The 14,106-nt window shown below is 41.6% G+C and carries 11 protein-coding genes; 7 read left to right on the plus strand and 4 right to left on the minus strand.

Annotation, left to right across the window (positions count from 1 at the left end; translation table 11 throughout):
* A partial coding sequence (locus tag VNZ46_RS14430) for a cyanophycin synthetase family protein (RefSeq protein ID WP_325560787.1) occupies positions 1–1,412 on the minus strand: 1,412 nt, incomplete at its 3' end.
* 330 nt (positions 1,413–1,742) lie between these two features.
* On the opposite strand from VNZ46_RS14430, the gene VNZ46_RS14435 reads away from it, so the two are divergent.
* The 4 genes from VNZ46_RS14435 (at position 1,743) to VNZ46_RS14450 (ending at position 6,414) form a co-directional block, all read left to right on the plus strand.
* Positions 1,743–2,618 carry a cyanophycinase gene (locus VNZ46_RS14435; protein WP_325560788.1) on the plus strand — a complete coding sequence of 292 codons (876 nt, stop codon included), beginning with the start codon at positions 1,743–1,745 and terminating at the stop codon, positions 2,616–2,618.
* Positions 2,618–3,460 carry an isoaspartyl peptidase/L-asparaginase gene (locus VNZ46_RS14440; RefSeq protein WP_325560789.1) on the plus strand — a complete coding sequence of 281 codons (843 nt, stop codon included), beginning with the start codon at positions 2,618–2,620 and terminating at the stop codon, positions 3,458–3,460. Before VNZ46_RS14435 ends, VNZ46_RS14440 begins: the two co-directional genes overlap by 1 nt.
* A 19-nt stretch (positions 3,461–3,479) precedes the next feature.
* Positions 3,480–4,175, plus strand: a complete 696-nt coding sequence (locus VNZ46_RS14445; RefSeq protein ID WP_325560790.1) for a hypothetical protein — start codon at positions 3,480–3,482, stop codon at positions 4,173–4,175.
* A 94-nt stretch (positions 4,176–4,269) separates the two neighbouring features.
* Entirely contained in the window at positions 4,270–6,414 is a 2,145-nt protein-coding gene (locus VNZ46_RS14450) for a carboxy terminal-processing peptidase (protein WP_325560791.1), read from the plus strand.
* Between the two features lie 65 nt (positions 6,415–6,479).
* Here the strand turns inward: VNZ46_RS14450 and VNZ46_RS14455 are convergent, their stop codons facing one another.
* Positions 6,480–7,409 (minus strand): SPFH domain-containing protein, encoded by a 930-nt coding sequence (locus tag VNZ46_RS14455; protein ID WP_133783741.1) that lies wholly within the window; start codon positions 7,407–7,409, stop codon positions 6,480–6,482.
* Between the two features lie 183 nt (positions 7,410–7,592).
* On the opposite strand from VNZ46_RS14455, the gene VNZ46_RS14460 reads away from it, so the two are divergent.
* Complete coding sequence (locus VNZ46_RS14460; RefSeq protein ID WP_325560792.1) at positions 7,593–9,638, plus strand: M13 family metallopeptidase; 2,046 nt, start codon at positions 7,593–7,595, stop codon at positions 9,636–9,638.
* 363 nt (positions 9,639–10,001) lie between these two features.
* Here the strand turns inward: VNZ46_RS14460 and VNZ46_RS14465 are convergent, their stop codons facing one another.
* A complete protein-coding gene (locus VNZ46_RS14465) occupies positions 10,002–11,126 on the minus strand; it encodes a CapA family protein (RefSeq protein WP_325560793.1) in 1,125 nt (374 codons plus the stop codon).
* A gap of 63 nt (positions 11,127–11,189) precedes the next feature.
* Positions 11,190–11,744 carry a C40 family peptidase gene (locus tag VNZ46_RS14470; RefSeq protein WP_199076866.1) on the minus strand — a complete coding sequence of 185 codons (555 nt, stop codon included), beginning with the start codon at positions 11,742–11,744 and terminating at the stop codon, positions 11,190–11,192.
* 316 nt (positions 11,745–12,060) lie between these two features.
* On the opposite strand from VNZ46_RS14470, the gene pdhA reads away from it, so the two are divergent.
* The gene (pdhA, locus tag VNZ46_RS14475; RefSeq protein ID WP_325560794.1) at positions 12,061–13,056 is read left to right on the plus strand and encodes a pyruvate dehydrogenase (acetyl-transferring) E1 component subunit alpha; all 996 of its coding nucleotides are present in this window, start codon (positions 12,061–12,063) and stop codon (positions 13,054–13,056) included.
* A 29-nt stretch (positions 13,057–13,085) separates the two neighbouring features.
* A partial coding sequence (locus VNZ46_RS14480) for a biotin/lipoyl-containing protein (RefSeq protein WP_325560795.1) occupies positions 13,086–14,106 on the plus strand: 1,021 nt, incomplete at its 3' end.

The raw sequence follows: 14,106 nt of genomic DNA on the forward strand, positions 1-14,106 counted from the left end.
TCAATAACCGGCGCAGCAACATTCCTTGGAAGCCCTTCGCTTGGAGCAAGATGCATTCTGAAACCGGGCGCAGCATTGACTTCGAGAATCACCCCCCCGTTTTCTGTTAGTGGTTGTGTAAGGTTCTGAGCCATCACATCTATTCCGCAAATGTCTAATCCGATGATGCGTGAAATGCGTTCACTGATAAATATATTCTGCGGATGGACCAGATCGGTAACGTCGATGGAGGTTCCGCCGGTACTTAAGTTAGCGGTAGATTTCAGGTAAACGATTTCTCCATTCGGAACAACAGTTTCCAGGGTATATTCTTTTTTAGCAAGCAGATCCAGGGTATCCCGGTCAACAATAATTTCAGTGAGTACATTTTCATGGCCATAACCTCTTCTTGGATCTTCATTTTCCTTATCGATCAATTGCTGCACGGTTAACTGTCCGTTACCGGTTACATGGGCAGGAACACGAAGGGCTGCAGCAACCATTTGGTGGTCAATGACCAGGATCCTGAAATCATAACCCGTAATAAAGCGCTCAATAATAACCTTACGTGAATAGTTTTTGGCGTATTCGAAGGCCTCTTTTGCAGCAGCTTCCGTCTTTACATTGATGGTCGCGCCCTTGCCATGGTTACCATCCAGGGGTTTAAAAACAAGCGGGAAGCCTACTTTTTTAATAGCATCTTCCAGGTCATCCGGATCAGAAATGGTTACCCCTTTGGCCACAGGAATGGCAGCATCCTGTAAAAGTCTCTTGGTTTCATCCTTATTACAGGCAATATCTACCGCAATACTATTGGTTTTCTCTGTCATGGTTGCCCTGAAGCGGACCTGGTTCTTTCCATAGCCCAGCTGTACCAGAGAGCTTTTATTCAGTCTGATCCAGGGGATATCTCTGGATATGGCTTCATCGACTATAGAACCTGTGCTGGGCCCTAGTCTTTCGAGTTCTCTAAGTTCCCTCAATTTTTGGATATGGGCTTCCAGATCACATTCATGGTTGTTGATCAGCGCTTCGGCAATCTGTACGGAAGCTTCAGCAGCATAAATACCCGCTTTTTCTTCCAGGTAACTAAAAACGACATTATAAATGCCTTCTACCTTGGTTTGCCTGGTTCTGCCATAACCTGTATCCATCCCAGCCAGTGTCTGGATTTCCAATGCGATATGTTCTATTACGTGGCCCATCCAGGTTCCTTCCTTAACGCGCTCGAAAAAGCCACCCTCATGTCCCTTGGAGCAGCGATGGCTGAACATGCTGGGGATGAGTTTGACAATGCGCTCTTCAAATCCTTCGATAAGATTGGTTGGCCTTTGTTCCAGATCTTCCAGGTCCAGGCGCATTTGAATGAGTTTCTTTCTGTTAATTGACCAGATATTTGGTCCTCTCAGCACTTGAATGCCTAGTATTTTCATCTATTTTATAATTTTTTGTTTAATGGTGATGAAGCGGTCAGGAGCAATTAATTCTTGTTTTGAATGTTTTGCCGATGAGGTTTCATCTGTACGTAAGTTTAATTTTTCTATTCAGTAGATTTGATTAAAGGATGTATCTGTTCTACATTTTATGCGTGTGGGATGGATAAGGCTTTAAAATGAGCGACCGTTATCGTCTATAAAATTAATAAAATATTCGAATTTCTTTTAGCTGTTGAAAAGGAAATAAAGGAAGCTTTTTGATAAAAAAAACTTAATTATTTCCCGAATGGGTATATATTTGGAACAATAGGGACTTAAAAGGAAAAAATGGCTCCAAAAGGGAAGTTAATAATTATTGGTGGCGCAATAAATACGGGCAGTTTTACAGAAACAGAATTTGGCCTGCCTCAGAATATGAATTTTTTTGAGCGGGGTATATTAAAGCGAATTACGACAGAGTCTTCAAAAAATACAGAATCGAGATTTGAAATTATAACGACTGCGTCTCTGATTCCTGAGAAAGTTGGAGAAGAATATATAAAAGCCTTTGGCCAATTGGATGTTCACAATGTTGGAGTACTCAATATCAGCAACCGTGAACAGGCCAATGATGCAGGAAACTGTGCGCGTATTAAGGCGGCTGATGCAGTGATTTTTACAGGTGGGGATCAATTGCGTTTGTCTTCCATTTTTGGAGGAACAAGTTTTCATGATATTTTGCTGGATAAATACCAGAACGAAGCAATAGTTATTGCGGGAACATCTGCCGGAGCGGCTGCGAGTTCAAAGAATATGATTTATCAGGGCAGCAGCAAAGATGCGCTTTTAAAGGGAGAAGTGAAGATTACCGGAGGCCTGGGATTTATAGATGGGGTCATTGTAGACACGCATTTTGTACAAAGAGGAAGGATCGGCAGGCTATTGTATGCTGCTGCCAGTAATCCGGGTATCCTTGGTATTGGCCTGGGCGAAGATACCGGACTTTACATCTCTGAAGGGCATACCATGGAAGCTATTGGTTCGGGTATGGTGATCCTGGTTGATGGAAGGCATATGACCGACACCAATCTGACAGATGTAGAAATGGGACAGCCTGTATCTATTAATAATATGGTCGTACATGTGATGTGTGATGGGGACGTTTATGACCTCAGTACCCATGCGCTGACGATCCATCATCCTAAAACTGTCGCAGCTCAATAATGAAGATTATTATACATGGCGGTTTTTTTAGCGAATCGGCTACAAACCAGGAGACAAAAAAGGCCAAGCAGGAGGCATTGTCTGCCATTGTGACAAAATCCTATAAATTTTTGCAGGAACACACGGCACTGGAAACGGTCGTCTTTGCGGTAAGTCTGTTAGAAAGTGATCCTCTTTTTAATGCAGGTCTTGGATCTCAAATCCAAAGTGATGGAAAAGTCAGATTGAGTGCTTCTGTTATGGACGGAAAGACACAACGGTTTAGTGGTGTGATTAACATAGAAGATGTGGAGCATCCGGTACAGATTTCTGCAAAATTGCTGGATGAGGATGACCGGGTATTGAGTGGTGAAGGAGCTCTTGACTTTGCCAGGAAAAATGGATTCGACTATTTTGATCCGGCTACAGAACAGCGCAGAGCTGAATATGAGGCAAAGCGAAACGAACAGGGCAGAAAAGGAACGGTTGGGTGTGTAGCGTTGGATCGGTATGGAAATCTGGCAGCAGCAACCTCTACAGGAGGAAAGGGTTTTGAAATTCCATGCAGGGTCAGTGATTCTGCAACAGTTGCCGGCAATTTTGCCAATCAACATGCCGGAATTTCATGTACAGGGGTTGGTGAAGATATTGTAAGCGCCTCCCTGGCCTCCAAAATTGTAACCCGGGTAACCGATGGGTTCTCTTTGGAATCTGCTACGGAGAAATCTTTTTCAGAATTAAATGAATTTGATGGTTTTGCAGGGATTATTGGTATCACTTCAACCGGAGAGGTTTATCATCAGGATTCTCATCCTTATATGGTTTGGGCGTCATTTGATGTTAATTTACAGGTGTTTAACTAAAAAATGATATCTTTGCAAAATGTATAGATATGTCCTGTCCTTATTCTTTTTGCTTACAGCTTCCTGTGCGATAGCACAAACCAGTACGCTGCTGGCACCAGATCAGGTTCCGGGTGGAGGTGCAATTAACATCGCGGTTTCCAAGTCTGATGAAGAAGACGGAGATAATTATTTTGCCGAGGCGGAGAAAAATGAGAAAAAAGGGGAGTTCAATGAAGCCCTTACTTTATTTGGTAAAGCCGCATTTGAATACAACAATGCCAGAGAATTTGTTGCTTACGGATCAGCTTTGCTGAGATTGAGTAATATTCACCTCATCATGGAACATTATTCGGAGGCAGAACAGGTTGTGCTTAATGTTGCACTGAAAAATTACAGTAGGATTGGAAATAGAAAAGGGCAAATGGATTCTTATAACCAGCTTGGTAAAATTTATTTTGCTGCGAATAAACTAACCCAGTCTTTATGGTTCTATACCCAGCAGGGAATGCTGGCCCGGCAACTGAACAACAATCCTTCTTATATTGATTCAATGCTTGGAATAGCCCTTGTAAAGGTTAAAAAGAAGGAATATAAGCTGGCCTCGAAGGATATAGTCAAGGCAGAATTATTTGCACGTTCGGTAAAGGTTAACCAGTTTAACGCACAAATTAAAAGCACAAAGAATTTGATCTCTGAAAAGGTTAATTCTAAGGAAATAAGGAGAATTAAATAAGTTTTTTTAAGTTTACAAAAAAGAGACAGTATTATTACTGTCTCTTTTTTGTTTATTTCAGAAATTGGTATCATATTGGTTGTTGATTTACAAAATGGATTTTAAATTATTTAAAGAGATGTTGAAAAGAATATTAATGGTGACCTTCACTGCTGCTGTGCTGGCCTGTCAGGCGGCACCGAGACAACAGCCGCGGGTGGATGGGACGCCTAACATCACGCCGGCTGAACAGCAGGGGCTGGTTTGCAAGGAAGTGGTGGCGCTGATTGAAAACTATAACTATAAAAAAATTAAGCTGAACGATTCTATTTCATCTCTCATCCTGGATAAATATATAAAGGCTTTGGATGGTTCGAGAAACTATTTTCTGGCTTCAGATATTAAAAACTTTGAGCAATACAGAAATACGCTGGATGATGATTTCAGAAACGGGGACCTGAGTGCTCCTTTTTATATCTTTAATGTATACTTGAAGCGGTATAATGAATGGATCAACTATTCACTTGCACAGGTAAAAGGAAAGTATGATTTTAACGAGAACGATACCTATGTATATGACCGGGAAAAAATGCCTTGGCCTGCGTCTACAGCAGCGTTAAATGATATCTGGAAAAAAAGAGTTAAATATGAGCTGGTGAACTTGCAGATTGCCGGTACAACAGAGGCAAAAAATGCGGAGACTCTAACCAAAAGATACCAGAATTTAAAATCCCAGATCTCAAAAATTAATAACCAGGATGTGTTCCAGACCATCATGGATGCTTTTACGGAGACGATTGATCCACATACAAATTATTTTAACCCTTCTAATGCACAGGCCTTTAATGAAGAAATGGCACGCTCATTTGAAGGTATCGGAGCGCGGCTGAAACTGGAAAATGAAGTGCTTAAAATTGATGAGATTATTCCGGGTGGACCTGCTTTTAAAAGCAAGTTGCTCAGTGCGGGAGATAAAATCATTGGCGTGGCTCAGGCGGGCGGTGAGTTTGAAGACATCATTGGATGGAGAATCGAAAATTCGGTTTCTAAAATAAAGGGACCTAAAGGGACCAAGGTGAGACTAAAAATTATTCCTTCCGGACATGAGTTGTCTTCTAAACCTGTGATCATTGAACTGGTCAGAGAGAAAATTATTCTGGAAGACCAGTCTGCTAAAAAACAGGTTAAAACCATTGAATCCAATGGTAAGACTTATAAAATTGGAATTATTAAAGTACCGGCATTTTATGCTGACTTTAAAGCTGCGAATGCAGGAGACCCGAATTATAAGAGTACGACACGTGATGTGAAGTTGCTGATTGATACTTTAAAAAATAAAGACAAGGTGGATGCCATTGTAATGGACCTGAGAGCAAATGGCGGTGGCTCCTTACTGGAGGCCATTGACCTGACTGGCTTGTTCATTGGAAAGGGCCCTGTCGTACAGGTTAAAGATCTAAGAGGTAAAGTTGATGTCAACGAGTCCACCAATCCGGCTGTGGCCTGGGATGGTCCGTTTGGTGTAATGGTGGATAGATTGAGTGCTTCTGCATCGGAAATCTTTTCCGGAGCAATCCAGGATTATGGTCGCGGTATCATCATGGGTACACAGACCTACGGTAAAGGTACGGTACAGTCATCCATTGACCTGAATAAATTGGTCAATCCATCTATTTTGCAAAGATTAGCTGCTCTGATTAGTAAAGAGGGTTCTGTTGGTGCTGCGGGTACAGGTTCTACGCCGCCTCAGTTAGGACAGATCAACCTGACCATGGCCAAGTTTTACCGGGTTACAGGAAGCAGTACACAACATAAAGGTGTAATGCCTGACATCATTTTCCCTTCTGTATATCCAATGGATAAGATTGGAGAGGATACAGAGCCTTCTGCTCTGCCATGGGATGTGGTTAACCGCTCTAATTTCACGGCCGTTCAGGATCTTTCGGCAGTAAGACCGGTTTTGGTTAAACAGCATGAGCAGCGTATGGCCAATTCACTGGACTATAAGGTTCTTCAGCAGGATATTGCGGATATGAAGAAAAGAGATACTGAGGTTTCTGTAACCCTTAATGAAAATAAATTAAAAGCAGAGCGCGATAGTCTTGAAGCAAAGGCATTGGCTAAAACCAATGAACTCAGGGCATCGAGAGGCTTACCTCCAATTAAGAAGGGAGATAAAATTACTAAGGAAGACAGTTTTGATTTTGTAGAGAATGAAAGCCTTAAAGTAATGGCAGATTTGATGCAGATGAATAAATAGTATTCTAAATTAGAAATAGAAAGGGCTCTTAAATTTTAAGAGCCCTTTTTGTATTAAATGAGGTGTTATTTTTTGTCAGAAAGTTTCTGCATTTGAACCGACATCAGTTCTTTCATGGTTTTGTTCATCGCATCTGTAGATCCGTCAAGAAAGATGGTGTTTCCCTGGCTGTTCTCTGCAAAATGCTTAATGGACTCTGTCCACATGGTGAACAGGATAACGGAGATGTCCAGATTAGCCTGCTCCATTTCCTGAGCGGCTTTAGTCATACCGTGTGCAACTTCAGCCCTGAACAAAGCGATACCTTGTCCGCGAAGCTGAGCGGCTTCTCTTTCTGCTGCTGCTGCGATTTTTATCGCGTTACCATCGGCTTCTGCGCCCTTTGTCTTGGTAATTAAAAGTGCTTGTCCTTCATTTTCTGCTGCTGCTTTCAGGTTATTGGAGGCCACAACCCTGCTCATCGACCTCATGATTTCCTCATCGAAGGTAATGTCGTTGAGTTGCAGATCCTGCAGGTGATAACCCCAGGATTCTAAAACTTTATCGATTTGTTGTTTTACATGTTCTACGATCTCATTTCGCTGGGCCAAAACATTTGCTTGCTTTTGTGTGGCCACATAAGCACGGATAGAGCCTTCAATCGTACGGATCAGGGCTTGCATTAAATTCGTTGAATCCACAAATTTAAAGGCGACATTTTTAATGGTTTCTTCTTCGTGGTCCAGGACAGAATAAAGCAGCATGGCCTTAAAATAAACATTTGCCTGGTCTTGGGTAACGGCCTGGAAAGAGAGTTCTACTGAGCGGTTCTGTATAGAGATCCTGGAGTGAATGATTTCGATCAGAGGCCATTTAAAATTCAGGCCTGGACGGAGCTGGCGTCTGTATTTTCCAAATACAGTAACAACGGCAATGGTCCCTTGTCTAACTGTTACGAAAGAACTTAGGGCCACAATGAGAGCAATAATCAGAATGGTATAAAGAAAGTAATCCATAGTTTTTTTTCTTGAAGTTAGGAAATTAACTGTTTAACTGGGATAAATATTCTGATTTGTGTACCTGTTTTCTTAAGTTTATTCTGAAATTAGACCAAACAGGTTTCTGAATTCTTTGCTGGAAAGGGTGGAATAATTACCTTTTGAATGCAACGGTGCTTTAAATTAACTAAGATTATAAATATGAAAACAAAACTAAGTTTATCATTAGCGGGACTCGCCCTGCTTGCTGCATGTCAGAACAAAGACAAAGGCAGCTCGGCAGGCAAGGAGGTCCGGACAGAATTCTTTGATAAATCAGGAATGGACACTACGGTTAACCCTGGTGACAATTTCTTCCTGTATGCAAACGGGCAGTGGATGAAAAAGACACAGATTCCGAAAACAGAGACTGGCTGGGGCTCATTTTATACCTTGTATAATGACAACATTAAAAGCCTGGACGAGATCCTGATCAATGCTTCCAAGGAAGAACACCCTAAGGGTAGCCTGGAGCAAAAGGTTGGCGATTTTTACGCCAGTGGTATGGATACTGTTGCTATTGAGAAATTAAGTTATACGCCATTAAAGCCCCTGCTGGCTAAAATTGATGCCCTTAAGGATTATAAAGATGTTCTTAATTTTGTAGCAGAAGGTTACAAAGACGGAAATGGCGATTTATTTGGATTTTACGTGGGGCCGGATGATAAGATCAGTACAAAAAATGCGGTTAATTTTTCTCAGTCTGGTATTACATTGCCAGAACGTAGTTATTACTTCAATAATGATGCACAGACCAAAAAAATCAGGGCAGAGTTTTTAAAATACATGACACAGTTGTTTGTCCTTACCGGATCGACTAAGGAAGAAGCTGCTAAATATGCGGATAATGTACTTAAACTCGAAACCAGCATTGCCAATTCACATTCTACTCCAGTTGAACTGCGCGATCCTCAGAAAAACTACAATAAATATTACGTAGGGGATTTTCAGAAGCTCACTCCGGATATGGACTGGAAAGCTTTATTGGGTAAAATGGAACTCAAAACAGATACTATTCTGGTTGGGCAGCCCAAATATTACCAGGCACTGAATAATTTATTGAAATCTCAGCCAATTGAGGTGTGGAAGGAGAAATTGAAATTTGATGCCATCAATAGCGCAACGCCTGCCCTGAGTAAGGATTTTCGTACGGCGAGGTTTGAATTCTTCGGAAAGACCATACAAGGTTTAAAGGAACCAAAAGAGCGTTGGAAAGCTATTGTGAGTAGTACAGATGGGAATATTGGTGAATTGCTGGGCCAGCTTTATGTAAAAGAGCATTTTACACCTGAAGCTAAAAAAAGGATGCTGGAACTGGTTGACAATTTGCAAAAGGTTTATAGATCCAGAATCGAAAAGCTGGATTGGATGAGCCCGGCAACAAAACAGAAAGCGGTTGATAAGCTTCAGGCTTTCATCAAAAAGATCGGATATCCGGATAAATGGAAGAAGTATGATGATGTGGAGATTACCAGAGGCAATTATTACGCAAATCTTCAGTCTGCGGATAAGCATGTTTATAAAGAAATGATAAATAAGCTGGGCAAACCCGTGGATAAAACAGAATGGGGAATGACACCGCCAACGGTGAATGCTTATTACAATCCTTCCATCAATGAGATTGTTTTCCCGGCCGGAATTCTTCAGTTTCCTTTCTTTGATTTTGGAGCAGATGATGCCATTAATTACGGTGCCATTGGCGCGGTAATCGGGCATGAAATGACACATGGTTTTGATGACCAGGGAAGACAGTATGATAAAGACGGAAATCTGAAAGATTGGTGGACGGCTGGTGATGCCACTAAATTTAAGGACAAGGCGAAAAAGGTAACAGACTTGTATAACGGCTTTACTTTATTGGACAATCAACATGTAAATGGTGAATTGACCCTGGGTGAAAACCTGGCCGATATTGGTGGTTTAGCCATTGCTTATGAGGCTTTCAAATTAACATCACAGGGTAAAAGCGATAAAAAGGTAGATGGTTTTACACCAGATCAGCGTTTCTTCTTAAGCTTTGCTCAGGTATGGCGGATTAAGAGCAGGGATGAATCTATGCGCGTCCGTTTAAAAACAGATCCGCATTCGCCGGAAATGTTCAGAGTTAATGGTCCTGTGTATAGCATGGAACCATTCTATAAGGCATTTAATATTCCTGCAACAGCAAAAATGTACGTTGCGCCCGCAAATCGTGTAGGTGTCTGGTAGGAATTTGTTGTTTTTTGAAAAGCCCGGTTGTTTTGAATAGCCGGGTTTTTTTTTGGTCTTTCTGGTGTGAAAAAAAGAAGGGTAAGCTCGAAGGCTGCTTAAGCTTAGGCGGGCAGAAATAGCCCGCAAACCTTAAAAGGCCTTCTCCCTTACACCTTCTTTTTTTCAGTATGGCGCCTAACCGGATTTCGCGGTAATTGCAAATGGCTTTAGTTTTTTCGGCAAAATCAGAAATTGGTCGATGTATTTCTCTATACTCGGGATAGACTCAGCTCCCAGAAAAATTTTACCTGCTCGGAGAGCGCCTGACGTGTTCGAGCCCTTCAGCGAGAATATGTAGCGCGAAAAGAGCAGGTGAAATTTTTATTGAACAGGAACCTTATCCAAATCCGATTTCAGCAGGATTTGTCCGTTTTCAAAACGCAGGCCATGACCAGGAAAATCTGCATCTGTTAGCGCAGCCATTTTTTTGAAGGCTGTAGCGTTCTCGTCCCTGGTTAGGCGGTTGATCCGGTCTTGCTTCACCGAAATAACGTCTGCGTAAAGGAAATCACCTTTTGCGTTGATCTTTAACTGCAATAAGGGAGCAAAGCCATTCGGACCTTTTAAACTGAACATACCATAGGTACAGAAGTTGCCAAGACTGTAGGCAATGAATTTGTTCTTGTACACCTCGACCGCGCGGGTGACATGAGGTCCCTGTCCTAAAACAACATCAGCACCGGCATCAATTACCGCATGGGCAAAAGCATACACATTTCCACGGTTCTCTTTATAAAAGATTTCGTTTCTCCGGGGTACATGCTCAAACTTAGCCCCTTCGCCACCGCCATGAAAGGAGACAATGACAATATCTGCCTGTGATTTTAACCTGGCGACCAGTGCTTTGGCACTGTCTATTTTATTAATCGAGACGGTGTTCTCATTAGGCGCAAATGCGCAGAACGCATATTTTACACTGTCCTTTTCAAAAAAAGCATATGGATGTGAAGTAAGCCCGGCATAGTTAATCTGAAGAGAATCCAGGATCGCGGCTGTTTTTTTTCTTCCTGCGGCACCAAAATCGCCAACATGGTTGTTCGCTACGCTCAGGAGATTAAAACCGGCAGCTTTGTAAATACCAGCATACCTTTCAGGCATTCTAAATGCAAAGCAGCTGTTTCCACTGGTGTCACTACACTTGGTGGATTTTCCCTGATTTAAAAAACAACCTTCCAGGTTTCCAAAAATAACATCTCCATGCAGATCCTCCTTTACTTGTTGGAAACTGTTAACTGCATCGTCGGGTGGAAGGCCCAGTTTGTTGGGATAGGCAGAGCCCAGCATGATATCGCCAACTGCGGTAATGGATAGGGTATCTTTAATTGTCTTTTTGGGCAAGGTATCCTGAACAACTGAAGTATGCTCTGCGGCAGCATTATTACCAAGGCAACTCATCAGGGCAGGAAAGATCAATAGGCTTATCAAAGCGTACCGGGATGTTTTCATAGGGGTAGTTCATAAAAAATCCCCCTAAGTGCTCAGGAGGATTCCGTATTCGTTTAATTCTTGTTATTCTTCTATCAGATCCTTTTTAACAGAATCCAGTATTCTGCCGCCCTTGTAAAAATAACGGGAATAATAAGGTTCATTCAGGTTACTGATCACCACCCCTCTTGACGAAGATGCGTGAGCAAAACGGTTATCACCCAGATATATTCCGATATGGGTAATGCTATTGCTTTTTATTTTAAAGAAAACCAGATCACCTTCCCGAAGTTCATCCTTTGGAAGAGGGTTGACCATGCTGAATATATCTCTGGAGTTTCTTAAGATCGTAGTGTTGAAAACTTTATCGTAAATGGCTTTGGTAAACGCGGAACAATCGATGCCTTTCTTTGTATTCCCTCCAAAACGGTAAGGGGTTCCGATCCATTCGTAGATAAATTTATAGAGTTTGATATTGGAGGTTGCGTCCACAGCGACACCCATAACCTGGGAGAAATATTGTGAAGCTAAATTGTCAGGATCCTCGAGTTTGTTAGTTTCTTTTGTCTTTGATTGTGCGGATACGAATGTGATACTGCACAAAACAATTAGAGATGAAAGTAAAAACTTTTTTATCATGTTATACTGTTAAGTTTGGGTAAAAGGCACTTACACTTAAACGTACACCACCAGGGCTTATTGTTAGGTTGTCAAAACTATGCTTTTTACAAATGTTATCCAAATGTCATCGAAACAAATTTAAAAGTTATCCACATTTTTTGTGCAAAAAGTTTTTTTTAGTGTGGAAAGTTAAGCTGACATAAAAAAAATTAAGATGTATTTGTTGGAAAATAAATACAGCTTGTGTAACCTTAGTGTTGAAATTACATTCGATTTCTTCGATATATTGCAATAAAAAAGTAGATTTGCTCTCGTAAAAAAATCAACACCCAAAATGAGTGCAGTAGAAATTAATAAAGATACCTATTTGAAGTGGTTTGAGTCGATGTTGCTAATGCGCAAGTTCGAAGAAAAAACTGGTCAACTTTACGGACAACAAAAAATCCGTGGTTTTTGTCATTTATATATCGGTCAGGAAGCTGTTGTAGCAGGAGCTATTTCTGCTATGAAACAAGGTGATTCAATGATTACGACTTATCGCGATCATGCTCATGCACTAGCATTAGGCGTAAGTGCAGATAGTATCATGGCAGAGATGTATGGTAAAGCTACTGGTTGTTCAAAAGGAAAAGGTGGCTCTATGCACATTTTTAGTAAAGAACACCATTTTTATGGTGGTCATGGTATTGTTGGTGGTCAGATTCCTTTGGGCGCAGGTATTGCTTTTGCAGAAAAATATAAAGGCACAAGTAATGTGAATATTTGCTACATGGGTGACGGCGCAGTTCGTCAGGGTGCTTTGAACGAAGCATTCAACATGGCAATGCTTTGGAAACTTCCTGTGGTATTTGTTTGCGAAAACAATTTTTACGCTATGGGTACTTCAGTTGAGCGTACTACAAATATGACTGATATTTACAAAATTGGTTTAGGATTTGATATGCCATGTGCTCCGGTTGACGGGATGGATCCGGTTGCTGTTCACAATGCAATGGACGAGGCTATTCAGCGCGCAAGATCTGGTGAAGGGCCAACCTTCCTGGAAATGAGAACTTACAGGTACAGAGGTCACTCCATGTCTGATCCGGCTAAATATCGCACTAAAGATGAATTAGAAGAATATAAAGCTAAAGATCCTATAGAATCGGTTAAAGACGTTATTCTTAAAGAAAACTATGCTGACCAGGCCTGGATTGAGGAAATAGAGCAGAAGATAAAACAAATTGTAGATCACTCTGTGAAATTTGCAGAAGAGTCTCCATGGCCAGAAGCATCAGAATTGTATTCTGATATTTATGTTCAAAAGGACTATCCATACGTACTAGATTAATTTTTAACGGATTTCATTGATATTATAGAATGGCTGAAATAGTTAGAATGCCCAAAATGAGTGATACCATGACCGAAGGGGTAATGGCAAAGTGGCATAAAAAAGTTGGAGATAAAGTTAAGAGCGGCGATGTAATGGCCGAAGTGGAAACCGATAAGGCGACCATGGATTTAGAATCCTACTGGGATGGAACTGTTCTGTACATTGGTGTAGAAGAGGGTAAAGCCGTTCCTGTAGACGCAGTTATCGCTGTGGTTGGTAAAGAAGGCGAAGACTATAAAGCTGCCCTGGAAGCAGAAGGTGCAGGTTCTCCTGCAGCGGCTCCGGTTGCAGAAACTAAAGCAGAGGAAACTCCTGCGGCACCTGCAGAAAATAAAGCTTCTTCAGGATTATCTGAAGCAGAGCTTGCAAAACAAGGCGTAACGGTTGTTCGTATGCCTTTACTGAGTGATACCATGACAGAGGGCGTTATCGCAGAATGGCATAAAAAAGTAGGCGACAAAGTAAAAGAAGATGATATCCTGGCTGATGTAGAAACCGATAAGGCGACTATGGAGGTGATGGGGTATGCTGAAGGTACTTTATTGCATATTGGTGTTGAAAAAGGTCAGGCGGCTAAAGTAAATGGTATTATTGCTATTGTTGGTCCTGAAGGAACAGATATTAGTGGTATTTTAAATCAGGGCGCTGCCCCGGCTGTAGCAGCAGATCAAAAATCTGATGCACCGGTAGCTGAAAAAGCAAATGCAGCAGAGGCACCTGCTGCTTCTAATGAAGCCGTAACAGCTGATGGTGGAAGAGTAAAAGCTTCTCCTTTGGCTAAAAGGATTGCTAAAGAAAAGGGAATTGACCTTTCACAAGTTGCAGGTAGTGCTGACGGAGGAAGGATCATTAAAAAAGATATTGAAAACTTTAAACCGGCTGCAGCATCGGCAGGTACAGCTCCTTCTTCAGCTCCGGCTGCAGAGAAAGCTGCTCCTGTTATCCCTGCTTATGTTGGTGAAGTGAAATTTACGGAGAAACCGGTGTCGCAAATGCGTAAAGTAATTG

It is taken from the genome of Pedobacter sp. (genome assembly GCF_035566355.1).
GTDB lineage: Bacteria > Bacteroidota > Bacteroidia > Sphingobacteriales > Sphingobacteriaceae > Pedobacter.